The sequence below is a fragment of the Yoonia sp. SDW83-1 genome (assembly GCF_046762885.1).
Lineage (GTDB): Bacteria > Pseudomonadota > Alphaproteobacteria > Rhodobacterales > Rhodobacteraceae > Yoonia.
This window is the reverse complement of record NZ_JBKQXO010000025.1, coordinates 14,524-40,271: the sequence shown is the minus strand read 5'-3', so window position 1 is coordinate 40,271 and position 25,748 is coordinate 14,524. Positions and strand designations below refer to the sequence as shown.

At 55.9% G+C, this 25,748-nt stretch carries 29 protein-coding genes and 1 pseudogene; 17 read left to right on the top strand and 13 right to left on the bottom strand.

Going from position 1 to position 25,748, the window contains the following annotated elements; genetic code table 11:
• Positions 1 to 372: 372 nt before the first annotated feature.
• The 8 genes from ACFWW4_RS20820 to ACFWW4_RS20785 all read left to right on the top strand — a co-directional run bounded on the left by ACFWW4_RS20820 (position 373) and on the right by ACFWW4_RS20785 (position 7,544).
• Positions 373 to 1,251: a LysR family transcriptional regulator gene (locus ACFWW4_RS20820; RefSeq protein ID WP_411892601.1), complete on the top strand. Its 879-nt coding sequence runs from the start codon at positions 373 to 375 to the stop codon at positions 1,249 to 1,251.
• Positions 1,252 to 1,380: 129 nt separating this feature from the next.
• The gene (locus tag ACFWW4_RS20815; protein WP_411892600.1) at positions 1,381 to 2,166 is read left to right on the top strand and encodes a putative hydro-lyase; all 786 of its coding nucleotides are present in this window, start codon (positions 1,381 to 1,383) and stop codon (positions 2,164 to 2,166) included.
• Positions 2,167 to 2,191: 25 nt separating this feature from the next.
• Positions 2,192 to 3,223, top strand: a complete 1,032-nt coding sequence (locus ACFWW4_RS20810; protein ID WP_411892596.1) for a TRAP transporter substrate-binding protein — start codon at positions 2,192 to 2,194, stop codon at positions 3,221 to 3,223.
• A 27-nt stretch (positions 3,224 to 3,250) separates the two neighbouring features.
• A complete protein-coding gene (locus ACFWW4_RS20805) occupies positions 3,251 to 3,799 on the top strand; it encodes a TRAP transporter small permease subunit (RefSeq protein ID WP_393929644.1) in 549 nt (182 codons plus the stop codon).
• Positions 3,796 to 5,079 carry a TRAP transporter large permease gene (locus tag ACFWW4_RS20800; protein ID WP_411892595.1) on the top strand — a complete coding sequence of 428 codons (1,284 nt, stop codon included), beginning with the start codon at positions 3,796 to 3,798 and terminating at the stop codon, positions 5,077 to 5,079. Before ACFWW4_RS20805 ends, ACFWW4_RS20800 begins: the two co-directional genes overlap by 4 nt.
• A gap of 12 nt (positions 5,080 to 5,091) precedes the next feature.
• Positions 5,092 to 5,853 (top strand): LamB/YcsF family protein, encoded by a 762-nt coding sequence (locus ACFWW4_RS20795; RefSeq protein WP_411892594.1) that lies wholly within the window; start codon positions 5,092 to 5,094, stop codon positions 5,851 to 5,853.
• Position 5,854: 1 nt separating this feature from the next.
• On the top strand, positions 5,855 to 6,550 hold the full coding sequence (locus ACFWW4_RS20790; protein ID WP_411892593.1) for a 5-oxoprolinase subunit B family protein: 696 nt from the start codon (positions 5,855 to 5,857) through the stop codon (positions 6,548 to 6,550).
• Complete coding sequence (locus ACFWW4_RS20785; protein ID WP_411892592.1) at positions 6,543 to 7,544, top strand: biotin-dependent carboxyltransferase family protein; 1,002 nt, start codon at positions 6,543 to 6,545, stop codon at positions 7,542 to 7,544. The genes ACFWW4_RS20790 and ACFWW4_RS20785 overlap by 8 nt, the downstream gene beginning before the upstream one ends.
• 14 nt (positions 7,545 to 7,558) lie before the next feature.
• On the opposite strand, the gene ACFWW4_RS20780 is transcribed toward ACFWW4_RS20785, so the two are convergent.
• The 8 genes and pseudogenes from ACFWW4_RS20780 to ACFWW4_RS20745 all read right to left on the bottom strand — a co-directional run bounded on the left by ACFWW4_RS20780 (position 7,559) and on the right by ACFWW4_RS20745 (position 13,960).
• On the bottom strand, positions 7,559 to 8,218 hold the full coding sequence (locus ACFWW4_RS20780; RefSeq protein ID WP_411892599.1) for a DUF2848 domain-containing protein: 660 nt from the start codon (positions 8,216 to 8,218) through the stop codon (positions 7,559 to 7,561).
• A 79-nt stretch (positions 8,219 to 8,297) separates the two neighbouring features.
• Positions 8,298 to 8,807, bottom strand: coding sequence for a hypothetical protein (locus tag ACFWW4_RS20775; RefSeq protein ID WP_411892591.1), 510 nt, complete (start codon positions 8,805 to 8,807; stop codon positions 8,298 to 8,300).
• Positions 8,807 to 9,100: pseudogene (locus ACFWW4_RS20770) on the bottom strand (integrase); the annotation flags it as partial. The gene ACFWW4_RS20775 and the pseudogene ACFWW4_RS20770, both read right to left, overlap by 1 nt.
• 203 nt (positions 9,101 to 9,303) lie before the next feature.
• Complete coding sequence (locus tag ACFWW4_RS20765) at positions 9,304 to 9,939, bottom strand: aspartate/glutamate racemase family protein (RefSeq protein ID WP_411892590.1); 636 nt, start codon at positions 9,937 to 9,939, stop codon at positions 9,304 to 9,306.
• Positions 9,936 to 10,775, bottom strand: coding sequence for an ABC transporter permease (locus ACFWW4_RS20760; RefSeq protein ID WP_411892589.1), 840 nt, complete (start codon positions 10,773 to 10,775; stop codon positions 9,936 to 9,938). The genes ACFWW4_RS20765 and ACFWW4_RS20760 overlap by 4 nt, the downstream gene beginning before the upstream one ends.
• Position 10,776: 1 nt before the next feature.
• A complete protein-coding gene (locus tag ACFWW4_RS20755) occupies positions 10,777 to 11,598 on the bottom strand; it encodes an ABC transporter permease (RefSeq protein WP_411892588.1) in 822 nt (273 codons plus the stop codon).
• 90 nt (positions 11,599 to 11,688) lie between these two features.
• Positions 11,689 to 12,948 (bottom strand): ABC transporter substrate-binding protein, encoded by a 1,260-nt coding sequence (locus ACFWW4_RS20750; protein ID WP_411892587.1) that lies wholly within the window; start codon positions 12,946 to 12,948, stop codon positions 11,689 to 11,691.
• A gap of 25 nt (positions 12,949 to 12,973) precedes the next feature.
• Entirely contained in the window at positions 12,974 to 13,960 is a 987-nt protein-coding gene (locus tag ACFWW4_RS20745; protein WP_411892586.1) for an ABC transporter ATP-binding protein, read from the bottom strand.
• A gap of 232 nt (positions 13,961 to 14,192) precedes the next feature.
• Here ACFWW4_RS20745 and ACFWW4_RS20740 point away from each other — a divergent pair, with 232 nt between their 5' ends.
• Positions 14,193 to 14,894, top strand: a complete 702-nt coding sequence (locus ACFWW4_RS20740; RefSeq protein ID WP_411892585.1) for a GntR family transcriptional regulator — start codon at positions 14,193 to 14,195, stop codon at positions 14,892 to 14,894.
• The gene (locus tag ACFWW4_RS20735; RefSeq protein WP_411892584.1) at positions 14,891 to 15,721 is read left to right on the top strand and encodes a GNAT family N-acetyltransferase; all 831 of its coding nucleotides are present in this window, start codon (positions 14,891 to 14,893) and stop codon (positions 15,719 to 15,721) included. The genes ACFWW4_RS20740 and ACFWW4_RS20735 overlap by 4 nt, the downstream gene beginning before the upstream one ends.
• Positions 15,722 to 16,087: 366 nt before the next feature.
• Here ACFWW4_RS20735 and ACFWW4_RS20730 read toward each other — a convergent pair whose 3' ends face one another.
• Positions 16,088 to 16,510 (bottom strand): IS110 family transposase, encoded by a 423-nt coding sequence (locus ACFWW4_RS20730; protein ID WP_411892598.1) that lies wholly within the window; start codon positions 16,508 to 16,510, stop codon positions 16,088 to 16,090.
• Positions 16,511 to 16,522: 12 nt separating this feature from the next.
• Positions 16,523 to 16,696 carry a hypothetical protein gene (locus ACFWW4_RS20725; RefSeq protein WP_411892583.1) on the bottom strand — a complete coding sequence of 58 codons (174 nt, stop codon included), beginning with the start codon at positions 16,694 to 16,696 and terminating at the stop codon, positions 16,523 to 16,525.
• A gap of 698 nt (positions 16,697 to 17,394) precedes the next feature.
• Between ACFWW4_RS20725 and ACFWW4_RS20720 the strand changes: the two genes are divergently transcribed.
• From ACFWW4_RS20720 to ACFWW4_RS20700, 5 genes are all read left to right on the top strand, one after another.
• A complete protein-coding gene (locus ACFWW4_RS20720; RefSeq protein ID WP_411892582.1) occupies positions 17,395 to 17,748 on the top strand; it encodes a hypothetical protein in 354 nt (117 codons plus the stop codon).
• Positions 17,749 to 17,812: 64 nt separating this feature from the next.
• Entirely contained in the window at positions 17,813 to 18,565 is a 753-nt protein-coding gene (locus tag ACFWW4_RS20715; protein WP_411892581.1) for a hypothetical protein, read from the top strand.
• Between the two features lie 71 nt (positions 18,566 to 18,636).
• Entirely contained in the window at positions 18,637 to 19,836 is a 1,200-nt protein-coding gene (locus tag ACFWW4_RS20710; protein WP_411892580.1) for a DUF1611 domain-containing protein, read from the top strand.
• Complete coding sequence (locus ACFWW4_RS20705; protein ID WP_411892579.1) at positions 19,833 to 20,954, top strand: alanine/ornithine racemase family PLP-dependent enzyme; 1,122 nt, start codon at positions 19,833 to 19,835, stop codon at positions 20,952 to 20,954. Before ACFWW4_RS20710 ends, ACFWW4_RS20705 begins: the two co-directional genes overlap by 4 nt.
• Before the next feature lie 346 nt (positions 20,955 to 21,300).
• Positions 21,301 to 21,582, top strand: a complete 282-nt coding sequence (locus tag ACFWW4_RS20700) for a hypothetical protein (protein WP_411892578.1) — start codon at positions 21,301 to 21,303, stop codon at positions 21,580 to 21,582.
• Between the two features lie 289 nt (positions 21,583 to 21,871).
• Here ACFWW4_RS20700 and ACFWW4_RS20695 read toward each other — a convergent pair whose 3' ends face one another.
• The 3 genes from ACFWW4_RS20695 to ACFWW4_RS20685 all read right to left on the bottom strand — a co-directional run bounded on the left by ACFWW4_RS20695 (position 21,872) and on the right by ACFWW4_RS20685 (position 23,530).
• Positions 21,872 to 22,360 (bottom strand): GNAT family N-acetyltransferase, encoded by a 489-nt coding sequence (locus tag ACFWW4_RS20695; protein ID WP_411892577.1) that lies wholly within the window; start codon positions 22,358 to 22,360, stop codon positions 21,872 to 21,874.
• A gap of 99 nt (positions 22,361 to 22,459) precedes the next feature.
• The gene (locus ACFWW4_RS20690; RefSeq protein WP_411892576.1) at positions 22,460 to 23,095 is read right to left on the bottom strand and encodes a class I SAM-dependent methyltransferase; all 636 of its coding nucleotides are present in this window, start codon (positions 23,093 to 23,095) and stop codon (positions 22,460 to 22,462) included.
• Between the two features lie 114 nt (positions 23,096 to 23,209).
• Positions 23,210 to 23,530, bottom strand: coding sequence for a hypothetical protein (locus ACFWW4_RS20685; RefSeq protein ID WP_411892575.1), 321 nt, complete (start codon positions 23,528 to 23,530; stop codon positions 23,210 to 23,212).
• Between the two features lie 163 nt (positions 23,531 to 23,693).
• Here ACFWW4_RS20685 and ACFWW4_RS20680 point away from each other — a divergent pair, with 163 nt between their 5' ends.
• On the top strand, positions 23,694 to 24,155 hold the full coding sequence (locus tag ACFWW4_RS20680; protein ID WP_411892574.1) for an Lrp/AsnC family transcriptional regulator: 462 nt from the start codon (positions 23,694 to 23,696) through the stop codon (positions 24,153 to 24,155).
• A 363-nt stretch (positions 24,156 to 24,518) separates the two neighbouring features.
• A complete protein-coding gene (locus ACFWW4_RS20675) occupies positions 24,519 to 25,724 on the top strand; it encodes a cation:proton antiporter (protein ID WP_411892573.1) in 1,206 nt (401 codons plus the stop codon).
• Positions 25,725 to 25,748 lie beyond the last annotated feature (24 nt).

Sequence of the window (25,748 nt, the reverse complement as noted above, 5' to 3'; positions counted from 1 at the left end):
CCTCGGTCCCATCATCGCCAATCCCTCCCTGCAAGAGCAATTGAATCAGCGACTTATGCTTCGATCAAGGATGAGTTTTTCAACAGAATAAGTCCATTACCGCCGTTCGCCCTACCGTGATCATGTTGCGTTGTGGCCCGTCATTCCGGACATTCGTTGCGAACGCAAGGTCTGGAGGGGTTCGAATCTAAAGAATGCGGGACAAATCGGCCATTGGTTACGCCCCATTCGGTGTCCGCTTTCGTCTGAACATCCGAAGCAACGTCTGGCAGGTCATCAGAGATGGGTCTTCGAATTCAGACTTTGATGTTTCTGGCGCGGCAATTGTGTTTATGGATTTGCGCCATCACCGATCCAGATTATGGATGGATCATGACATTTGATCAAATCAAGACCTTCCTGTTGGTGGCGCGGCTTGGGGGATTTCGCAAAGCGGCTGACCGACTCAATCTTTCGCAACCGGCCGTTTCGACCCGTATCGCCAACTTGGAGCAAGAGTTGCGCGTACCCTTGTTTGAGCGTGGGCCTGGAGAACTTGTCCTGACCAAACACGGCACGCTTCTGTTGTCTTATGCGGAGCAGATGTTGTTCGTAGAAGAAGAGATCAAGCAGCGCGTCGCAAATCCGTCTGAAGCGGAGGGTTTGTTTCGTATTGGTGCCTCCGAGACGATCGCGCAAGCGTGGTTGCCTGACTTTCTTATGGCATTCAGTGCGCAATATCCGCGCGTGAATGTTGATCTTACGGTAGATATCTCGCTGAACTTGCGCGCGGAACTGCTTGAACGAAAGCTTGATCTGGCGCTCTTGATGGGCCCCGTTTCGGAATTCACGGTCGAGAACGTCGTTCTGCCGTCTTTCGATCTGCATTGGTATCGATCAACGGAAAATCAGCAAACGGATCTAAGCAAGATACCGGTCATTTCCTATTCCAGCAAAACCCGACCCTACCGAGATCTGATGTCAGAATTGTCGCGCAGGATCGGGCCGAAGCTGCGTGTCTATTCTTCTGCATCGTTGTCGGCGAGTCTTAAGATGATCGCTGCGGGAATCGCGGTTGGCCCCTATCCCCGCGCTTTGGCCAACGATTTCCTAGAGGCCGGTCAAATCGTAGAGTTTGATCCGGGCTTTCGACCGCAACCTCTGTCGTTCACGGCATCTTACTTGTCCGAACCGCGTAGTTTTCTTGTTGAGAACAGTGCGGATATCGCCCGCGAGGTGGCTGAGGTATGGACCCGAACGCATCCGATGTGAATTTAAGAAATCTATCACCAGTGATATAAATTGATAATTTGATTGAAGGCCGACCCCCGTGCAAAGCTTTTCCGAAGTTTGGGGGGCCAGGTGACGCCAACAGCAATTCATCATTCCGATCTGGTCGGCATGTCTGCGGCGGCGGTCAGAGCGGCCATTCGGAGTGCATCTTATGCTGGTCACACTGCAGGCCTGGCAGCCGGAAAGCTGCAGTGCAATCTGGCGATCCTACCTGAAGAATGCGCGCTGGATTTCCTGCGCTTTTGCCAGCGCAATCCCAAGCCCTGTCCTATTGTCGGTGTCGGCGACAGCGGCGATCCGACCTTGCCTACGCTGGGGCGTGACATCGACATCCGGACAGATGTTCCCAAATATCGGATCTTTCGCAATGGCAGCCTTAGCGAAGAGGTCACTGATATCATTGATGTCTGGACCGACGATCTTGTGACGGTGGCACTTGGCTGTTCTTTCACATTCGAGAATGCGCTCTTGCACAACGGCATTCCGGTCCGCCATGTGGAATCGGGGCTGAACGTGCCCATGTTCCGGACCAACATCGATCTTGTGCCTGCAGGGCGATTTGGGGGTAAGATGGTCGTGACCATGCGCCCGATCCCCTCAGCACAGGTCGAACGGGCCCGCGAGATTAGCCGCCGCTTTCCCCAGGCGCACGGCGCGCCGATTGCCGCAGGGGATCCTGCCGACATCGGCATCTTGGACCTTGCGCACCCGGACTGGGGCGATCCGGTCGAGATCAAATCCGGTGAAGTGCCTGTCTATTGGGCCTGTGGCGTAACGCCTCAGAACGTTCTGCTGGATGCGGGGCTACCGATTTGCATCACCCATTCACCCGGCCACATGCTGATCAGTGATGTGGCGGAAGACGCCGAAACAACAATTCTTACAAAGACCTGAAACGACCAACAAGGAGACCAAAACCATGAAACGCACACTTGCCATCCTCGCCGCAAGCACCGCGCTTGCCGCTCCGGCCATCGCGGAAAATCTGTCCGTCGTGGGCAGCTGGTCCAGCTTGCCGCTGCACAACCAATATGAAGCCCCTTTCTGGAGCAAGACCCTGCCAGAGGCCTCGGGTGGCGACGTCACCGTTGAATTGACCACCCACAACCAGATGAGCCTCGGGCTGGGCGACATCTATCCCCTGCTGGGACAGGGTGTGTACGATGTGGCGATGACCGTGGCGGATTACGCGGTCGCAGACGCGCCCGAGCTTGAAGGATTGGATGTGCCGCTGGTGGCGCTGTCGGCGGACGAAGCCCGCGCAATGGTCGACGCAGCGCGCCCGATGGTTGCAGACATCTATCGCGACCGCTTCAATTCCCACGTTTTGGCCATCGCACCCTATCCGCCCCAAGTCGTCTTTTGTAACCACGAGATCACGAACCTTGCCGACCTTGAAGGTCTCAAAGTCCGAGCCTCTGGCCGCATGACGGCAAAACTGCTTGAGGCCTTGGGCGCAGAAGGGGTCAATGTCTCTTTCGCTGAAGTGCCGGGCGCATTGCAAAACGGTGTCGTCGATTGTGCCGTGACCGGAGCCGGTTCGGGCTACAGCGCGGGCTGGTGGGAAGTGTCCACACATTTGCTGCCCATTCCGCTTGGCGGCTGGGATTCCGTTGTCACCGCGATCAATCTGGACAAATGGAATGGGTTGAATGCGGAGACGCAGGCGCTGATTACCAGCGAGATCAAGAGCGGCTTTGAAGACCCCGCTTGGGCAAGTGCTCAGGACGCGCTCGTCAATGACATCGCCTGTCTGACCGGCAACGGCGACTGCCCATCGGGCGACGCACGTTCAATGACGCTGGTCGAGGTCAGTGACGCAGATTTCGACCGTGCCCGTGACATCCTGACCACCGAAGTGCTTCCTGAATGGGCAGAGCGCGCAGGTGGTGACTGGTCTGCTCGCTGGAACGAAAGCGTCGGCAAAGTTGTCGGCGTCACAATCAACTAAGAAGCTAGTTCGGGGAACGTACCGACCATGGAACGCAAGATGATAGATAGCCTGAGGGCAATCAACAGAGGGGTGGCGCTGGTCGTTGGTTTTGGCCTTCTGTCCTGTGCAGCCTTTGTGCTGACCGATATCATCATGCGCCAGGTCGGTACGTCCCTTGGCGGCACGGAAGAGATTGCAGGCTATGCCATGGCGCTCGCCACCTCTTGGGGCATGTCATACACCTTACTGGAACTGGGTCACGTCCGAATTGATCTGCTGAGATCCAAATTTCAAAGCTTTTGGCGGGCGCTGTTCGATGTCTTTTCCATGATCGTGATGTCGGGGGTCGTCATTACAATCGCAATCAAGGCATGGCCGGTACTCGAACGTTCCCTGACCAACGGGTCGCGCGCCAATACACCGCTTGAAACACCACTGGCATGGGTGCAATTGCCGTGGTTTGCGGGCTGGGTCTGGTTCGCCTTGATGTCGACCCTCACAACGCTTGCGGCGCTCAGCCTTCTGTTGAAGCGGCGCCATGAAGAGACCGAAGCCATTGTTGGCGCCTTCGCCGAGCAGGAGACACTGCAGTGATCGGTTATGTCTCAATCGGGCTTCTTGGACTGCTGGCCCTGTCCATCCCCGTCGGCATCGTTCTGTTCCTTCTGGGCTTTGGGATTGATGCGTTCTTTTCCAGTTTTCCGCTGACCCGCGGGCTTGGGAATATGGTCTGGTCGTCATCGAATTCGGCAACGCTGATCGCAATCCCGTTTTTTGTCCTGCTGGGAGAAATTCTGGTGCGCAGCGGCGTGGCCACACGCACCTATGCAGCCCTTGACCGTTGGGTGTCATGGCTGCCCGGCGGGTTGGTTCATGCCAATATCGCAACGGCCACAATGTTTTCCGCAACTTCCGGATCATCAGTGGCGACAGCGGCGACGGTTGCCACCGTCGCCATGCCACAGGCGGAAAAGCTGGGCTATGATCCCAAACTGTTCTCGGGTGCGATTGCAGCAGGCGGGACCCTGGGCATCATGATCCCCCCCTCGATCAATCTGATCGTTTATGGCTTCCTGACCCAATCCTCGATCCCACAGCTATTTTTGGCGGGTTTGGTTCCCGGCATCGCCTTGGCGATTGCCTTCATGGTGGTCACAGCCGTCATCTGTGTCATTCGCCCCGAACTAGGGGGAGTACGCCGGACATTTCCCTTCGCACAGATGTTGCGGGCCCTGATCGATTTAATCCCGATCCTGATCTTGTTCGGTCTGATCGTCGGGTCGATCTACCGTGGCTGGGCCACACCGACAGAGGCCGCAGCGGTTGGTGTCGCTGGTGCCTTCGTCATCGCCCTTGCCTTTGGTGGCGTGACTTGGGACATGTTGACCCAAAGCCTGACGGGTACGGTCAAAATCACATCAATGATCATGCTGATCGTGATCGGGGCATCGTTTCTAAACTTCACACTGGCCTCAGCGGGGCTGGGGCGCGAATTGACAACCTTCATGGAAGGTCTGGGCCTGTCACCCTTGGGCTTTATCCTCGTGGTCGTGGTGCTTTATATCGTGCTGGGGTTCTTCATCGAAACCCTGTCGCTGATGGTGGTCACGACCCCGATCATCGTGCCGATGGTTCTGGTGCAGGGCTACGACGTGATCTGGTTTGGCATCTTGATGATCGTGTTGATTGAAATGGCTTTGATCACCCCGCCTGTCGGGTTGAACCTTTATGTCGTGCAAGGGGCGCGCAAGTCAGGGACCTTGAACGAAGTCATGCTAGGCGCGCTACCCTATTGTCTGACAATGTTGGCCATGGCGTTCCTGCTAATCGCCTTCCCCAGCATCGCGCTCTTTCTGCCAAACGCACTGCAGTAGGTGTCAAATCAAATGCGCATCGATCTGAACTCTGATCTTGGTGGAGGATTCGGACCTTGGTCCATGGGGGACGATGCCGGGATGTTGTCCATCGTCAGCTCTGCCAACGTCGCCTGTGGCGGCCATGCGAGTGATCTCGAAACGATGTTTCATACGCTTAGTCTGGCAAAAGAGAATGGCGTCAACGTGGGAGCGCATCCCGGATATAACGATCGCGAAGGCTTTGGGCGGCGCGTCATACCCATGTCGCCCGCAGAGATCGGACGCCTGTGTGCCGCCCAGATTGGTGCGCTCAAGGGTATTGCCGCGCAGGTCGGTGTGCCCATCACCTACGTCAAGCCGCACGGGGCGCTTGGCAACCTTGCCGCCCGTGACGCAGAGGTCGCGGCGGCCATCGTCAAAGCAGCGCTGATGATCGATCCCGAACTAGCGATCCTTGCGATTTCTGGCACGCATACAAAACAGGCGGCCCGCGCGGCGAATGCTCCGGTCTATTCCGAGATTTTCGCCGACTGCGGCTATATATTATCCGGTCAACTTGTCCCACGTGGTCAGGACGGCGCGATGATCCACGATGCTGCTGAAGCGGTGGCGCGACTTTTGTCCTTTCTTGAAACCGGCCTGATGCCTGTGATCGACGGGCCACCGATCAAGCTGGCCGCGCAATCGATTTGTGTGCACGGGGACTCCCCTGGGGCGGTCGACATGGCGCGCGAGATACGCCAGCAGCTGACGGCGCACGGTATCCAGATCACCGGGTTCATAGAGGCCTGAGATGCCAATGGACGTCGCGTTTACAGCCATCGCCGACCACGCCTTGCTGGTCAATTTCGCGCAGGAGATTTCTGAGACCGCACACGCCTATGTCGTCGCACTGGACAAGGCAATCTGTGCTGGCACGCCGCCCGGCGTGATCGAGACAGTGCCTGCCTTGGTAAACCTTCTGGTTTCTTTCGATCCAACACAAACGGACCATGTCACCGTAGAAGGACACGTCCGTGACTGCCTCGATAGGTTGGAAGTTGCCAAGGTGGCAGGCGTTCAACGCAGCGTGCAAGTCTGTTATGAGGCTCCCTTTGCGCCCGATTTGGACGCTGTCGCGTCGGCAACCGGCCTGACGACCGAGGCGGTGATCAACGCCCATCTCGCCAGCAACTTTCACGTTCTGATGTACGGGTTCGCGCCCGGCTATGCTTATCTGTCTGGGGTGCGAGAGCAGATACAGGTGCCGCGCAAATCAAAGCCGGTGCGCGATGTGCCCGCCGGCAGCGTCATCATCGCGGGGGCGCAATGCCTGGTCACGACCCTTACCATGCCGACAGGCTGGTCGATCATCGGCCGCTCTCCCACATCTGTGTTCACCGGTGACCCTGAACACCCCTTTCTGTTCGACGTCGGAGATCGCCTCGCGTTCGAGCGAATCGACACCGCGACATTCGAACGTCTGTGTAAAGACGGCGATCATGGGTGAGGCTGGCTTCACTGTTTCATTTGCTGGCCCCCTCGTCACATTTCAGGACGCAGGCCGGCCCGGCAACATGCGCTACGGTGTGGCAGCGTCTGGTCCGATGGATCGTCTGGCCTTTGACGCCGCCCACGCGGCCCTTGGCAATGCGGCAGGTTTGACAGCAATCGAAATCTCGCTTGGCGGTCTGATCCTGCAATGCACGACCGGCGCCGTCACCGTTGCGATCACCGGCGGGGATTTTGTCGTTAAGCGTGGTGGACAGAAAACCGCATCCTGGACGGTCCTGACCATCCGCAAGGGCGAACAGTTGTCGATCAGCGCCGGAACGACCGGAAGCTGGGCCTATCTGGCCTTTTCCGGCAGGTTGGACGCATCGGAATGGCTGGGCAGTCATGCGACGCATTCGACCTCTGGGTTTGGTGGTGGGGTCTTGCAGGCAGGGCAGACGATCAAGGTTTTGGATGCCGCCATCTGCGATGATCGACTGGGAGACATGCCACGGCCCGGCTTTATGCCCGACGGTGCCATGCGCGTTGTCTCAGGGCCACAGGATCAGCATTTCGCCGACGGTTCTTTCGCGCGTTTTGTCTCGGAGACATTCAAGGTTACAGGGGCCTATGACCGGATGGGTATGCGGTTGAGCGGTCCACCACTGGACCTTGACGCTGCCCTCTCTATCCCGTCTGAACCCATCGTGCGCGGATCGGTTCAAGTGTCGGGGGATGGTGTTCCTACGGTGCTCCTTGCGGATCATCAGACGACGGGTGGCTATCCGAAGATTGCCACTGTCATCTCCTGTGATACCGATAGGTTGGTCCAATTCCGCGCGGGCGAGGCCGTGCGATTTACGTCCATCTCAAGCCCACAGGCCATTGAAGTGGTCCGAGCCTTCCAAAGCCAAAAGGTTGAATACCTGAAAGACATCTCTGTTCCGCGTGGATCACTCGAGCAACGCCTGATGCGCGAGAACCTGATCCACGGCTGCGTCTATGAATAGCTTACATGGCAGGATTAAGATATGATTGGCAGCGTCCTTACGTCGTAAGACAATGTGATGGCCTTTCCGTTCGTCGGATCAGACACCTCCATCCGGTATTTCTTGGCTGGGCGCACGCCGCCAATGGCCGCCAATGTGCCGCACAAAATCACCGTCCCGTCCGCCATATCGGCCCCAACGCAAAGTTCCGTCAGTGGGCGAATTCCGGCTAGAGTGCCGTCCTGATAAAGAACTTCGCGGCCGTTCTCCTCGATCCAGCATTTCAAGTTGATCTCATCAAGGTGATCTTTGATCTCCTCAAAATCCCAGAGCGGAGTTGCGACAGGTTTAGCACAGGCCTGTTTGGAAGCCGCAACCGAGTGTCGTTCCAGATCTCGGTCGGTATGATCTGACGCCAGGCCAAAATATAACCTGCCCCCTACCTGAATCAGCAACGGCTCAATTTCCCCCGATGTGCCGTCCCCCAACACCTCGATGGTTTCGGATTGAGTCAACAACGCATTTGAGACCCGGTAGTAAAGAGGAACCTGACTTGGTGGGGCAATGCCCAAAGCTGCCAGTTCGTCGATATGATGTCGAACCGCCTCAATACCTCGACCCGTCCAACCGGCCACGACAACCGACTTGATCGTCACAGAGATGCGCGTGTTACCAATGCTGAATACAACGTCCATGCTTTGGCGTCCCTCCCTCTCAAAATCGCCGATCAAGTCGCCATAGGTGACTTTTCCAAACTGAAAACGCACCCAAAAGTCAAAGTGCTTCCATGTACGTTTTCGTGATGTTCTTGGGCTGTGCACCCGTTGCGCGATCATCTTTTTTAGGCGAAATTGCTGGTCCTGCAAGTCGATTGTTGGCCTTCGCGTTCCGTTTGAAACGATCAACAAAGGGTGGCAGCTCGGCCTGCGAATCAATAAGCATTAGCTTCTGAACGCGCCAGCATTGCTGCTCTGAGCGGACCTTGACCACGCAGCAATAGATTTGACGACTTCGGGCCCCTCTGAGACCCTCTCTGCACCTAAGGATGTGCCAAAACTTAGGCGTATTTGTCACCGGCGCTTCCACAATGTCGAAACTCGGCGCTTCGCCGATGATAACTTCTTGCATCCCAGCGTAGTCCCGGCTTAAGGCGGCTTCGAGTCTTTCGCTGGAACGAGTCGCAGGGAGGCGGGTATTGTGTCTTTGTGTCTTTCCCACGCCGCCCAAGTGGTCGATGTTGGCCAAAGCGCGTTCATTGGCATCGTTTTTGATCAGTTTGGCCATATCTCGAAGCGCACAGGTTTTTGTGTCTTGCTCTGCCGGACCGATGCCCGTTCCTTGATTTGACCGGACGCCATGACATCGACGACTTTCATCTTTACTAGGTCACGGGCGCGCAGCTTGCTGTCGATCGCCATATTGAACAGAGCAAGGTCGCGATGGTTCTCGGCCAGTTCATATCACACCCTGATTGCCCAGACATGTTTGGGTTTCAATGGTCGCTTCTGGCCGACGATGCGGCCCTTATTCCAAGCGGGTCGAAGCGCAAGAATGGCAGTTAGGTTTGGTGTTTCCATGACCGATACTCCGACCCGTCATGCCCTCCCACAACGACAACCCGACGTTGACAGATCATCATATCACGAGATGCCGCGTCGCATCCGAGGTCAGCTCTGAGTCCAAAAATGACCAATGCTGCGCGGGGTACCAATGCCCGCCCTAAATGTGAAGAAACCGACGATTATGAATAATTCTACCAGTGAGGTTCGTGAGGAAATCGCTAAAGCTGGCTCGCAAACGCGGCTGCTGCGCGCACCCCGTCAATCAAGCGTATGCCGGACAAGTGGGCCGACCGCTTTTCAATATCGACCATGCCGCCGCAACCCAGCACAACTGTTTGAATGTCATCATCGCGCACTGCTTTTTGTATTTCGGACAGGACCTGATTTGTTGCTGCATTGGGTTCTTGTTCTAACGCCAGCACCGGAACGTCGCTTGCGCGTACTTTGCTGAGAAGACCCCCAAGCCCATAAGCGCGGATGTTTGCCTCCAGTATGGGGACAGAAACCGGAAGCGTTGTCACGACGGAGAATTTTCCACCGGCAACGGCGGCGAAATGATAGGCGGCCTGTCCAATGCCCATCACCGGGCAGCTTGCGGTTTTGCGGGCGGCATCAAGGGCGGTGTCGTCGAAACACCCGATTATGATCGCCGCCGCGCCTTCGTCCGATGCCTTTGAGACCAACCGCAACAGCGGGCCCTCTGCCAGCAATCCATCCGCTTCGCCCTGAATTGCCGGCGGACCATCATGGGATGTCCAGCCTTCGAATTTTGCCGTCGGCACGGTTTCCCGCGCAGTGCGCAACATGGCGTTCGTCATCGACACCGTGCTGTTGGGATTTATCAGGACGATCACATCAGGCCCTTACCAGCATCTGACCCTGCGCGGGCTTTACGGCGTGTGCTCCATAGCGCGAGGCATAGAAAGAGACCGATCATCAGTAATGAAAACACTGTTGTGAGCGTCCCCAAGGCATAGAGAACGGGTGTGGTGACATTGGTCGTCATCCCGAAAATCTCCAACGGCAGCGTATTGTAGCTGCCTGATGTCAGAAGGGTCCGCGCGAACTCATCGTAGCTGAGGGTGAAGCCAAAAAGGGCCACGCCGATCAGCGATGGACCTATGATGGGCAGCACCACATGGCGCAGTGTCTGCCATGAGGTCGCACCAAGATCGCGGGCCGCTTCCTCATAGCTTTTGTCAAAGCGGTTAAAGACGGCAAACATGATCAGCAGGCCAAAGGGTAGCGTCCAAGTCAGCTGCGATCCGAAACCCGATGTCGACCAATGCACCTCAAGGCCCGATTGTGAAAAGATCAGCCCAACACCCAGAGAAATCAGGATGGATGGGATCACCAACGATGTGATGATCAAGTAAAACAGAATACTTGAGCCACGGAATTTCTTGCGGAATGCCAGTCCGCCCATCACAGACAGAACGACCGTGGTGACCATCACCATGAGCCCCAGTGCGAAGCTGCGGCGAAAGCTACCCCAGATATCGCCCACAGCCTGTTGTTCGAACAGATCGCGGAACCAGTGCAAGGATGTGCCGCGCATTGGAAATGTCAGCCCACCTCCAGGGCCTTGGAACGACAGGATCGCTATTGTGATGGTCGGGCCGTACAGGAACAGCAGGAAAAGCGCGAAAAAGGCGCTGAGGAGGTAGAAGGATCTTGGACGCGGTTCCACTTTACAGCTCTTTTCTGATGTCAACGAAGCGCAGCATGATGCCGATTACCAGAAGTACGGTCAAAAGCAGAACGACTGCGGTGGCGGACGCAGAAGGATAGGCCAATAAGGCGATATCATTGGAAATGAGCCGTCCCACATTGGCGGACTGAGAGCCGGACATAAAGCGCACGGTTATGAAGTCTCCCATCACGAGTGTGACGACGAATATTGTGCCGATCATGATGCCCGGTTTGGTGAGTGGGATGATCACGTTCCACAGGATTTGCGCACCCGAGGCGCCTGCGTCCCGAGCGGCCTCGATCAGGCTTTTGTCGATCCGCATCATCGTGTTGAAGATCGGGACAACCATGAACAGCGTGTAAAGATGCACAAAGGCCAGGATGACCGCGAAATCGCTGAACAGCAGCCAGTCGAGCGGTTCGTCAATCACACCCCACGATAGCAGCGTTGAATTGGCGATCCCGTTGCGCCCCAAAAACGGGATCCAAGAGATCATGCGGATGATGTTCGAGGTCCAGAATGGGATTGTGCAAAGCAGGAACAGGACGATTTGCCATGTCAGGCTGCGCACATGAAAGGCCAGGAAATAAGCGACGGTAAAGCCGATACCCAATGTGAAGCTCCATGTGATGAAGGCGTATTTGAACGTGTTGAAGAACACCCGATAGGTGACGTTCGAACCAAATAGAAACTCGTAATTTTCAAGATCGAAAGCCGGTATGATTGAGAATTCGGTCGCCTGCCAGAAGCTGACCGCTACGATCATCAGAATAGGCAGAACCAAAAAGAACATGAGCACCGCCATAATTGGCAGTGCCATCAACCATCCAACAAAAGTTTTATTCTTCAGCACATTGGCTCTTTCTGGGTGAGGACGAGATGGGTGCCGCAACACCCATCTCTTTGGTGTTTAGGCCGCGATGAACTCGTTCCACTTGCGGACCATGTACTGGTTTTCGTCCATAACTGCGTTCCAGCAGGCGACAGCGCCCATGCGGTCTTGGAATGATCCCCCGTCGCGCACTTCGCCTGCTTGCGCCAAGGCATCGCCCGTCGGGGATGTAATCGTGTCGGTGGCCGCTTTGCCCTCGAACCAGTAGCCCCATTCGTTCTCGGACATGTAGTTCTTGGAGGTTTCTGGCACCGCAGAGTAGTAGCCCTGCCGCATCAGATAACCGCCAACCCAGCCGTCGAGATACCAGTTGATGTATTCGTAAGCTGCGTCGCGCTCGAGCCCGGTAAGGGCCGCGGAAAGACCAATGCCGCCGCCCCATGACCGATACCCCTCTTCAAGGGGTTGATAGACACATGGTACGCCCTTGGATTTCACGGCTGTAATGGCGGGCGACCACATGGATTGGATCACGACTTCACCTGACGCCATCAGGTTCACGCTTTCATCGAAGGATTTCCAGAAGGCGCGGAACTGGCCGTTTTGCTTGGCTTCGGTAAAGATCGCCATGGTCAGGTCAATCTCTTCGCGGGTCATATTGCCTTTGTCAGGATAGGTGTATTCACCCATGCTTTCGACGACCATCGCCATATCCATAATCCCGATGGACGAAATGTCGAGGATGGAGGCCTTGCCCTTGAACTCCGGGTTCAGGAGCTCGGACCAATTGCTGATCGGGCGGTTGATCAGGTCGGGACGGATGCCGAGCGTATCGGCGTTGTAGATGGTCGGGATCAACGTCATCCAACCGGACTCGTTGTCTACGAAGCTGTTGCCCTCGGGGCCTTCGACAAAGCCTACCGTGTGGGGGGCGGTGCCTTGGGCGATAGTGCTCTCAGGCGTCAGCTTGCCATTGCGGAAGATGCCCACGATCTTGTCGTAGTTGGTGATCCGCGAGGTATCCATGGCCTGCAAGTTGCCGGTGGGCCAGACTTTCTTGCAAATCCAGTACTCGATATCGGCGATGTCAAAGCTGTTGGGCTGCGTTGCGGCCCGCTGCGTGACACTGTCACTGTCCAGCGCAGTCATTTCCAGGGTAAAGCCCAGATCTTCCTTCACCTTATTGGCCACGTCATTGAGGTTCGACACGCCTGTACCAAACTGGCGTAAGGTCACGTCCTTGATGTTTTGCGCCCAGATCATTGGGGCACCAAGAGTGGTGCCAGCGGCAAAAGCTGCGCCGCCTTTCAAAATGCTGCGTCTTGATACTTTGGTCATTTGTTTTCTCCTTGTCGGGTGTTCGCTAGGCCGTAAGCTTGTGCAGATTTGCGTCGTCCCAGATCAGACCGACCTGATCGCCTGGGTTAAGTGGGTTGTTGAAAAAGTCGGCTTCCGGAACCAGTGCGCTGATCTCTTGGTCGCCTGCAATCATCGCGGATACAGAGACATGCGCGCCCTGATACTCCACAGCCAGAATGTTACCCTGCAGATTGCCGCTGTCTCGTTGCGCAATCCCCACGGCATCAGTGCGGATCGCAAAATGCCCGTCAGGCAGCGCGATGACGTTATGGCCACCAATGAATTGCGCGACAAAGGCTGTTGTGGGGGCATTGAACACCTCGCGTGCCGTACCGGCCTGTTCGATCACCGCGTTGTTCATGACGAAGATCTCATCCGCCAACGCCAGTGCTTCATCCTGCCCATGGGTGACATGCACAAAGCTGATCCCCAACTCGCGCTGCAGTTTACGCAGCTCTCCCCGCATGCGGATGCGCAAGAACGGATCAAGCGCTGACAGTGGCTCGTCCAGCAGCAACACCTGCGGACGTGTGATCAAGGCACGCGCCAAGGCGACACGCTGTTGCTGCCCTCCAGACAGCTGATCAGGCAACCGATCGCTGAGCGAGCTAAGGTCGACCAACTCCAACATCTCACCCGCTTTTTTCAAGCGAGCTTGCTTGTCATCACCACGCATTTTCAAGCTAAAGGCCACGTTTTCAGCAACACTGAGATGCGGGAAAAGCGCGTAATTCTGGAACATCATCGCCGTACCGCGCTTGGCCGGTGGAAGATGCGAAATGTCTGTGCCGCCCAACAGGATCGACCCGTCTGATACAATTTCGTGGCCCGCAATCATGCGCAGGGTCGATGACTTGCCACAGCCTGACGGCCCCAACAGGCACGCATAGCCGCCCGGCTGGAACTTGTGACTGATTGCATTGACCGCCACAGTTTCGCCGTAGCGCTTTGTGACGGACACCAGTTCCAGTTCTTTGTGCGTGGCGTTCATACGTCCCCCGGGAAGTTGTGCCAATCAACTGGGTTGGCAGGCTGCTAGGCAATTTCGGGTTGCCAATTCTCCTGACTTTTAACTGGCGCTGCTCAAAACTTTTGCGCTGCAGACCACTTGTGACCAAAAATTGAACACATAATTGTATACAATACAAGAAGAGGTTGGGTACACAATGACAACCTTGAGCAGTGCCAATCGGTCTGTCATGTGAGAGGCACGAGGAATTTCCATGACCCGCACAACGCTCTTACCCGCTATGCAAAATGCCGCCACCAGTGATACCATCGCCCAAGCGCTATCTTTGGCTATTCACGAACATCGGATAGCGCCAGGCACCAAACTGGGTGAGGATGAGCTGGCAGAAATCTATGGCGTTTCGCGGACGGTTGTTCGAGCGTCGCTACAAAGCCTTTCGCATCTGAAGCTTGTTGATATTCGCCGGAACAAAGGTGCCAAAGTCGCCTCGCCATCATTGACCGAGGCCCACGAAGTGTTTGAGGCCCGTGAGTTGCTTGAACCGCAGACCGCGCGTAGCGCGGCGAAACTGGCGACACCGTCTGATATTTCCTCGCTGGAACGACATATCAATGAAGAGCACGCCGCATTGGATGCCGCAGATCCCGGGCGTGCGTTGTATCTATCTGGTCTTTTTCACACTGAAATTGCACGCATCGCGAATCAGGGTACCATTGCAGGCTTCATTGAAACTCTGGTCGCGCGGTCATCGCTGATCATCGCGCTCTATTGGCGACGCGAAAGCGCGCTTTGCGAGAAACACGCCCATCACGCATTGGTGCGCGCATTGGCTGATCACGATGAGGAGCAGGCCGAAGCGCTGATGAGGAGTCATTTGGTTGACTTGCACTCTGCCCTGGATTTGCGCGAACGAAACGCCCGGGCACCATCCCTGAAAGAGGCATTGTCACAATGACCGTGCGCCCCATGACTGTGGGTGAATTGCAAATTGTGCTGGGATGGGCGGCCGATGAAGGTTGGAATCCCGGCCTGGATGACGCTGCTGCCTTTCATGCCGCAGACCCGACAGGGTTTCTGCTTAAGGAGGTCGATGGCGAGCCTGTCGCCGCAATTTCTGTCGTGAACCACGATCCCGATTTTGCCTTTTTGGGGCTCTATCTTTGCAAACCAGAATTTCGCGGACAAGGCCACGGCATGGACGTCTGGCGTGCTGGCATTGCCCATGCTGAAACACGCAGCATCGGATTGGATGGCGTCCCCGACCAACAAGACAATTATGCGCGTTCAGGCTTTGTCAAATACGGAAGCACAGTCAGGTACGAAGGACAGATCGCCCCACTGGCTGATCCACGCATCCGTCCGGCGGTACCCGGCGATATTGAGACATTGATTGCCCGCGACACGCGTGCATGCGGCATAAGGCGCACGGCATTTGCAACTGCATGGTTCGCCCATTCACTGACGCGACAAACCATGGTTCTGGTGGAGGGTGCGAACATCGCTGGGTTTGCAACCTTCCGACGCTGCCGTCTAGGCAGCAAGATTGGTCCGGTTTACGCATTGTCCGAGAATGACGCACGCGCGCTGTTGGCCGCCAATCCCTTCGCTACATCCAATGAGCCATGTTTTGTCGATGTCTCCGACCATAACGCCCTACTTGCCAAGGTGATTAAGTCGCTCGACTTCGAAGCAACCTTTGAAACAGCCAGAATGTTCAGCGGCGCCCAGCCTGCAACCAATCCAGCGAAGTACCAAGCGATCACCAGCATGGAACTTGGATAATCCGGCGAGCCCGAACCAGAACGCGAGAAGCGATTATTGACTACTTGAACAGCGAAGGTCCGTCTTGTCCTGCACCTCTGACGTTGAAGTGGCTTCCGATCGTGCCTCTGCAGAGATTGTCCTGTGTGGATGGCTCCTGCATAGCAAGCCCTTTTTTTGATCCAATTTGTGCGTTTGTCAGAAGCAGTCATGTGTCCGGCCTGTTTGCGCGATTTTGACCGCTGGCCCTAATGGGTTCCGCAAACCAATTCCCTATCAGCAATGCGGACTATGATGTCTGCGCCACTCGGCGGGTTGTCCTGATTTTGGCGGCTGACTTATGCACCATCATCTCGCGGGTCTTGCTAACTCGTTGTTCCGTTGCTCTCAGACTGCAGCACAGGGGCTGTAGGGTTCGTTGCGGGTGAGCATCGCCCAGACGATCCGGGCTGTCTTGTTGGCGATGGCGAATGTGGCCACGCGGGCGGGTTTGCGTTCGAGCAATGATGTCAGCCATTTGCTGGCACGCTCAGGGTGGGATCGGGTTTGTCGGACGAGTGATATCATGCCTACGACTAAAAGTTGCCTGAGATACTTATCACCCATCTTCGTGATCCGCCCCAGTTTTTCTTTTCCGCCGCTGGACTTGTTCGCGGGTGTCAGGCCGAGCCAGGCAGCAAACTCCCGACCATTCTTGAACTGATGCCCGTCGCCGATGCTGGCGATAATTGCGGAAGCCGTTACGGCCCCTACACCCGGTATCGTGCGCAACAAGCGCACCCGTTCATCGTCTTTGGCCACTTGCTGCAGGCGTTTTTCGTGCTAGCGGACCCTTTTATGCAAAGACATGAGCTGTTCGCACAGGTTGCGGATCACCTCATTGGAGATGTCAGGTAGATCGAGAACCTCACCAAGTGTGATATCCTCGGCAAAGCCAATCACACCTGCCAGACCTCTTGGAATGTAGACGCCAAACTCAGCAACCAATCCGCGCAAGCCGTTGATCAGTTGCGTCCTTTGTCGGACCAAATGGTCGCGAGCCCGATGCAGTGCTAGCAGGGATTATTGCTCAACTGTTTTGATCGCCACAAACCGCATGGTCGGTCGGGTCACTGCTTCGCAGATGGCCTCGGCGTCGATTGCGTCGGACTTTCCACGTTTGACGTATGGCTTCACATACATCGGCGGAATCAATCGCATGTCATGACCCAAAGCTGTCAGCTCGCGGGCCCAGTGGTGAGCGCTGCTGCAGGCCAGCAGGGTTGGGCACATACAAGATCGAAGGTTCGTTCGCTCCGCTTACGTCAAGAACATGGGCGGCGTTAGAAACAAGATCAGGTCGGCTTACATTGTAATTCAGGCGTGAAGGAACTACGTACAGGATACAAAGTTGTGGTTTTCTGCGGCAAAGGCGCATCGCCTGCTATAGCGAACTGCAATTATCTATCATCAAAATTCAGCTGTCACGTCCCGTTGCAAGGATCTGATGTTTGGGAAGTTTGCCGATGTTATCGCGCATGGCCACATCGCCCATGCGATAGGTTTATCCGTTTTGGCGGCCGGATACGCCCATGAAATACGACCAGATATGAACAGCGCCCTGTCGATCAATACGACTTGAAAACCGCCCTGACACAAAATCTTGTCAGCGCAAAAAACAGTGAGGCGGCGCTTTCTCCGTCAAAGGATCAAAAATGACTTTTCCAGAATGGACGAAACCCGGCATCTACGGTGCTTTGGGTGGCGCGATTGCGGTTTCTATCCTCGGCTTTACTTGGGGTGGCTGGGTGACGAGCGGCAACGCCCAGACTATGGCACAGGACTTCGCAACTGACGAAGTGACTTTGGCAATGGTGCCCGTATGCCTGAACATGTCTGCGGCAGACCCGGAACGCGCTGAGAAACTTGCGATCCTTCAGGATGCCTCGGCATTTGGCCGCCGCAATGCGATGATGGAAACAGGTTGGGCAACTCACCCGGGTTCAGACAAGCCAGATCGCAACCTTGCAGATGCCTGCCTCGCGGGGCTTGAGTTGGATGGATCATAATTCAAAGACAGCGCTGCAATTGCCCCAGTCAACGTGCGGGACATCTGTATTGACGGACATCCGAATGATTTGGGTCTTCTTCCTCGGCCCCATTTTCGCTCTGCTTGTGTTTGCAATCCCTGCATTCGCCCAATCCATGCCGGAAAACGCCAGCGCAAAGAGCTATGGTGACGGCTGGGATTGCAACGTTGGGTATCGGCTTGTTGGCGATAGCTGTGCAGCCGTTGTAGCACCGGAAAATGCATATGAGACGAACCGCACTTATGGTCCCGGATGGGAATGCTTTCATGGCTTTCGCAAGGTTGATGAAACAGCGTGCGTTGCAGTGGTTGTCCCCGATGGTGGGTTCCTGGACCCTTCTGGCGAACGCTGGCAATGCCTGCGCGGATTCCTCAAGGTTGATGATATTTGCCAAGAGGTCGTCGTGCCCGAAAATGCCCATCTGGTGGATGGATCATATGGGTCGGCGTGGGAATGTGAACGTGGGTTTGAGCGGATGGGTACCCGTTGCGACGCCATTGCAGTACCGATCAACGGATATTTGAACGGATCTCGCTATGGTCAACCTTGGACATGTGAACGTGGCTTTTTCGAACAGGACGGTCTGTGCGAGGCCGTCGCAATCCCGGATTTCGCCTATTTTGACGATGCAACCTACGGTGAGGGGTGGAAATGCCAGAGGGGGTATGAAGCCTCTGGTACAGCCTGCGAAGCGATAGACATCCCCGCGAACGCCCACCTTGACAGGTCCGGAAACCGCTGGGAATGCAACAGGAACTTCCAAAAATCCAAAGGTCAGTGCGTTTTCAACAACTAAGCATTTGGCACTAAGGCTGCAGCCTCCACACGCAGGGGCGACGACAGTGTTGCCAACAAAAGGAAATTACCATGAAGACCGAACCTCAAACCGCAGATACCATTCGTCGTCCTATCAGAGGTGCTCAAGCGCCCCCATTGACCAGCGACGCACCTACACAATCCACGTCCATCACTCAGATCGCGGTGCAGCCAACTGCGATTGTCTATTGCGAAGGCAACTTCGCCAAAATTGACGGCAAGACTGCCAACGGTCTTGTGCGTCATTCAGAGGCCTACCGGGTCGTGTCGGTTATCGACAGCGACCACAGCGGCAACAACAGCGGACTGGTTCTTGATGACGCGATCAACACCATACCGATCCTCGAAAGTCTCGATGCCGCTGTCACTCACGAAACCTCCATGCCCGATGCTTTTATCTATGGAATGGCCCCCTCAACCGGACGGCTTTCGCCCGCTGATCGCAGCGTTGTACTGGAGGCGATCGCGCGCGGTATGAACATCGTGAGCGGTCTGCATGAATACCTGAGCGACGACGCTGAAATTGCGCAAGCGGCATTGGATAGACAAGTCACCATCCGCGACATCCGCAAACCCAAGCCCAGCAAGGACATGCGTTTGTTCGATGGCAGTGTCGCGAATGTCGATGCACTGCGCATCGCCGTTCTTGGAACCGATTGCGCCATCGGGAAACGGACGACCGCGACGGTTCTGGCCCGTGCCCTGAACGCGAAGGGCATCAAGACTGTGCTGGTAGGCACTGGCCAGACGGGTCTGATGCAGGGCGCGAAATATGGTGTGGCTATGGACGCGGTACCGCCCCAGTTTTGCTGCGGCGAACTAGAGGGCGCGATTGTCGCGGCCTCGGAGGCAGAGCAACCCGATGTCATCCTGATCGAAGGCCAAGGTGCGCTAAGCCATCCTGCGTTCTGCACATCCGCCTTTATCCTGCGCGGCAGCCAACCTGACGCCGTCATCCTTCAGCATGCACCCAAACGCGCCCATCGCTGCGATTTCCCCAACATGCCAATGCCCACCCCGGCAAGCGAGATTGCGTTGATCGAGGCGTTTTCCGATACCAAGGTCATCGGTGTCACGCTCAATCACGAAGGTATGTCCGAAGCAGAGATCAAAGACACGATTGCAGGACAATCAGAGAAACTTGGGCTGCCTGTGACTGACGCACTCAGCCGACCAACGGGACATCTGCTGGCTATGGTCCTCAGCGCGTATCCCGGTTTGCAGCAAGGGATGCCTGTGGCGGCAATATGAGCAACCCGCGCATAGAAGTAGATCTTGGCAAAATACGTCACAACACCCGGACGGTTGTTGAGCTGTTGCAGACGCGCGGCATCCAGGTGACCGGGGTGACCAAAGCCGTTTGTGGGCATCCAGCCATTGCCCGAGCCATGATTGAAGGTGGCGCTGCAGGCCTCGCTGAGGCGCGTTTGAGCAATGTGAATCAGTTGCGCGAGGCTGGAATTACGTGTCCGGTCACGTTGATCCGAACACCAATGCTGAGCCAGGTCGATAACGTCGTGCAAGTCTGTGAGGCGAGCTACAACACAGAGATTGCTGTGATTGCAGCCCTGGCCGCCGCTGCAATCCGGCAAAACACGGTTCACGGCATTATCCTGATGGTCGAAATGGGTGATCTGCGCGAAGGGATCATGCCGCAAGACCTTGGTGACATGGCACGGCGCGTCATTTACATGCCCGGTGTGGCGCTGAAAGGCATCGGGGCAAACTTCGCTTGTCTGAGCGGCACTGCCCCGACGGATGCAAAGATGCAGGCCCTGTCTGTTCTTGCGAATGATGTTGAGGGGCAGTGTGGCCCATACCTCCAGACGGTCTCTGGCGGCAACTCTGCAAACCTGCCTTGGGCGCTCGGAGGGCATGCGACTGGACGGATCAATGATCTCAGGCTTGGCGAAGCAATCCTTTTGGGTGTCGATCCGGTCTCTGGAAATCACATAGGCGGACTGTTCAGAGATGCGTTTACACTGGTCGCCGAAGTCATTGAGAAGGATACCAAGTCAGTGCGCCCGGTCGTCAGCTTTGCTGATCTCACTTTGCCTAGAATTCACGTTGTCCCAAACACAGCAGAAACCACGCGGTTGATTCTTGCCATTGGACACCAAGATACGGACGCGGCTGGGCTTTCAATGCCTCCCGGGAATACATTTATCGGCGCGACAAGCGATCATCTTGTTATTGGCACCAAGCATTCGGCAATCTGCGTTGGATCAGAAATGCGGTTCCAGATGAATTATGGCGCTTTGATGCGCGCCATGGCCGCCCCGGACATTCAGGCAAATCTACGCAATGACCGACCCGCGCCGAACGCGCGTGAAACCCATGGTCCCAGTAAACACCTGGCACTGGTTTGAACGACCTTGTTCCGACACACCCAAATGAAACCAAAGAGGAGAATGCCAATTGGCAAAGCTAACGAAAACAAGCGTGTTCAAAGCGCAAGGTCCCAAAGTGGAAACGCAGATGGACAAGACCACCCGCGTCGTTCGGAAGATGGCCGACGAAGAAGCGGAACAGCGACAAGTCAAAATAGACCGTCTTCGCAATGCGCGCCTTGAACGAGAAGCGAACACACCGACAAAGCCATCGCGGTAGTGCATAAGGCAGGTTCACCCAAGGCTGCCACGCAACGATGACACACTGGTCGCCCACGCATTTTTAAGCTCCAGTGGCGCCACGACAACCGCGAAGGATTCACCCATGACGCACGCAGGCAAGAGCGCTACAGAAGTTCACTATATCTGTCAGACATATGTGGAACAGAAGCGGGGCCGTGACGGGCAAGCAAGCCTGAAGATTGGCAAGCAATTTCAATATTCAACTGCGTCAGAGGCCCAGAACAGAGCCGAACGGGAAGCCCAGTCCGAGGATTGCGCGGGCGCTGATGCCTATATGATCACAGAGGATCCAAACAGTGGCGAAGTCGGATCGCCCAGCTTCCTTGTCAGACTTGGGAATGTCCCGGAATCTGATGATTTCTAGAATTTCATATCTCGCCTTAGCTCAGCCCACAAAGTACCTCGAACGAGGCACAATGTCCGCCAAAAAACATCGCTTCACTACCTTGGAATAGTTTCCCCATCACGGTGGGCGGCATTTACTAGATAATCGGTCAAAGGCGAAAGCGGGGTGCAGGCTCACTTTGTTCGCGAAGTGAAGGTTTGAAACCGTTCCGATTCTGCGTCTGCAACGAATGGCGGCAATGCGGGCTGTGACCGCTGCATCAGGGGACTGTGGCCAAGGGCAGCAATGGGCCAAAAAATCGAAGAAACTAAAGCTCTTTGAAGTATCGAGCGACTGGCCAAGGATGAAAACCAAAGCTCTCGTATGCGGCGCGCGACGGCTCATGGCCAGGATCTCCGCCGGTTTCCACCATGACCATCTTCAACCCTCCGCGCCTGAATTCGTCGCTGGCGAAAGACATGAGCGCCGTCGCGACTCCATTTCTCTGTTGGTCAGGATCTACGGCAATTATGTGTATCTCTCCCATCGCGTCCTCTGGATGGCTCCTCAGACCGATGAAGCCAACCAGGTGGTCATCTGTCTGCGCGGTCCAGACCGTGCAGCTTTCATCTTCTAGAAGCGCCTGGATATCCGCCACTTGGCGAGCCTTCCATCCGCTGGGATAGAAGGCATTCAAGACGAATTGGTCGCTGGTCGTCGTCATCAATTCTACGAAGACGGGCGTCCAAGCGCGAATACTCAGGTTAATCAGATCCTGGGTCTGGCGCTCTTCAAACCGCCTGATGTCAAACGTCATGTCAAGTTCCTCCATACGGGCAGATATGGTCGCAGCGTGTCGCCCCGAATCTCGTCGTCAGACAACGCGGGAAACGACCGACAAGACCGCACTCTGACTTCAAGCGACCGCGATGCCCGCAATCTGTTCGTTCACGGGCACGAACGGGCTTTTGAGTCTGTAGCGGGCAATTTGGCAGCTTGAAAACCCTGTGGAACGGATCAGCGACGCCGTGTCCCGGTCAAGACAGCACCCTTCGAAGACATAGCGCCAAGGACGCCATAACAGTTTTTGCAGCCCTCTCAGCATCGTTCCCTTCTGAGCCTCGACATGCTCCACGAAGAGGAACTTCCCACCCGGCTTGAGGATGCGATGAACTTCCTGAAGAACCTGGCGCGGTTCATCAACCGTGCAGAGAACCAGGGTACAAACGACGAAGTCGGCGCAGGCGTCAGGCAGTCCCGTTGCTTCGGCGCCGACCGGGCGGATCTCTATAGTCACACCGCGCCGTGCCGCGCGGCGTTCCAGAACAGGGCGCATCTTGGCGTTGGGTTCGATAGCGATGACTCGATGCGCTCCGCCCAGATACGCCAGGTTCGCGCCGACGCCGGGTCCGATCTCGACGACGGTGCCTGACAAGCCGACGAAGAGTTCCGATTTCTTTGCGTGCAGCAGACGGTTTACGTAGCCGTCAATTGCGGCAAGAAACCAGGCGTTGAAACGGCCGCGAAACGGGTTGTTATGTTGAGCGGACATGATAACTCCTGTGTTGGTCTGGAAGGGTTGGCTTTCGGATGTGCGTTATCGCACCATTCGCGAAACCTTGACCTCTCTCGGGATTGCAGGGCGACCCGAAAGCGCGGCGGGCGCCTATTTGGCCTCCTCTGCGAGAAGGATATCATAATGCTGCGCGCGGGAGTCGAACTGCGACAGTACGGCTCTGGCCTCGGGCGGCACATGGGACTTCTCGTAATCCTCGCCAACGAACGCCTTGATAGCATCAAGATCCTGAAACCACATCACCGTGACAAACTCGACATCCTGCTGCCTCGTTCTGCGAAAGAGTTCGATCCTCTGAAATCCGGGAATACTCCTTGCCAGAATGTCAGGGATCACCTCTCCGGTGACGATAGCCCGGTAGCGATCTGCGTTTTCGTGTGTGGCATAGCCATGCCAGATGCGGCCAATCATTCGTACCTCCTTCCATTCGGTCGACGATAGTCGAAACCGGTGCTGATGACGGCTCCCGATAGCACTGAAAGAAGGCGCATGTCCTGCTAAAGGACAAACGATAATTTGTGAAGCTTAGCATAAATGGATTCTATAGATCCAGTTGCTAGCATATAATTCCAACATGGATGCAATTGACAGGCGAATCATTTTAGCGCTTCAACAAGACGGGCGTCTGAGCAACGTGGATCTCGCCGTCCGGGTTGGCCTTTCTCCTTCGCCTTGTCTGAGGCGCGTCAAACTGCTGGAAGAGCGCGGCATCATCACGGGTTACCAAGCAGTAATCGACCGCCATGCGATCAATCTGTCTCTGACCGTCTTTGTCGAGATCACCGTGGCGCGGCATTCCCGGCAGAATGCTGCACTCGTCGGACAGAGCCTTTCATCGATCCCAGGCCTTGTCGCCTGTCACATGGTCTCGGGAGACGCAGACTTCCTTGCGGAAATCGTTGTTGCTGATTTGAGCTCATACGAACGCCTGTTAACGGAGCACATTCTGACGATCGAAGCAGTCGAGCAAATTCGATCGAACTTTTCGTTGCGACCAATCACGACGTCGCTTCCATTGACTCTACCGTCGGCCTGACTGGCGCGACGATGTTCGCGATGTCCTTCTTCTGCTTTGAAGGGACCTCGAACCGGCTAAATGCCGTGCAGCAGCTCAACTCCCGAAACCGCAAGCGATTGGCCAGACACGAACGGCAGCTATGAGAAGGCTGAATCGCCGCATCGCTGACCATCGCGAGTGGCCAGATTGGGCCGTCAGTATCTAAGACCGGCCGCGTATAGCGGTTATCGGAAACATGTAGGGTTATTCAGGGTAAGTACGACCGTCCGGCAAAGCTTGGTCAGGCGGAGTTTGTACAGGTAGACAGAGGCCGTGAATGAGTGAAAGGGTATAAACGTGTTGGGACTGCTCATCATATGCGCTGTCACGATAGTGTTTTGCATGACTGGCAAGCGCTTGGCATCGACCATTGTCACGGCGCCGATGGTCTTTTTGGCCCTTGGCGCTGTCATCGCTGTCACCGGACTGGTTCCACATGACAGCGCTGAGGTTCTCCTGCACCCTGTTTCGGAAATCGCGTTGGTCATCTTACTTTTTCTGGACGCGGCCCAGACAGATCTACCTGCGCTGAGAATGCGACGCGTGTGGCCTGCACGCATGCTGCTATTTGGCCTGCCTCTGGCTATCGTCTTCGGCGCTCTGGCAGGTTGGCTATTTTTGCCAGAGTGGCCGCTGGCCGCTGTCTTGCTGCTGGCCGCAATCATGGCGCCGACCGATGCCGCCCTTGGACAGGCGGTTGTGTCAAATACGGATGTCCCGATCCGTCCGCGTCGCGCGCTTGTGGTTGAGAGCGGGCTGAATGATGGCCTTGCCCTGCCGATTATCTTGTTTTTTGCCAGTCTGACCGCACAGACGATGACGCAAAACAATGATAATTGGATCGCCTTCGCATCCAAGCAACTGGTTCTTGGCCCATTGGCCGGTGTGGCGTTGGGGTGGATGGGCGGTCGGGTCCTCATCTATGCCAAAGATCACGCATTGACGTCAGAAGCATTTGAAGGGATCGCGGCGCTCGCCTTGGCCGGTGCATCCTATCTTCTTGCCACCCAAATCGGTGGGAACGGCTTTCTTGCGGCCTTTTCTGCCGGGCTGGCCTTTGGCGCGGTCGTGCAAGGGCGTTGCAAATTCATCTATGAATTTGTTGAGGGCGATGGGCAGCTCTTGGCGTGGTCGGCTTTCTTGTTGCTTGCCATTGCCCTTGTTCCAGACGCAATCACACATCTTACGTTGCCCATGTTTGGCTTGATCATGATCAGCTTGTTTATCGTGCGACCACTGGCGATCTGGCTTTCGTTGCTTGGCACGGACGCGTCATTCTTAACACGGCTGTTTTTTGGCTGGTTCGGACCTAGGGGTCTTGCTACGGCACTCTTTGCCCTGCTTGTTGTTGAGTTGATCCCGCATGAACTGGGTGTTCAAATCCTGCATATAGCCGTGAACACGGTTTGGATCAGTGCACTCCTCCATGGTGTTACTGCAGCACCTGGGGCAAAGTGGTCCGGTCGGAAGGTCGCACACATGGGCAGCTGCCCCGAAACGCAGCCAATCGAAGACAGAGTAAGGCCGGTAACGATGCATAAAATCTGACGGTGAAAAACGGTGGGGACTGCC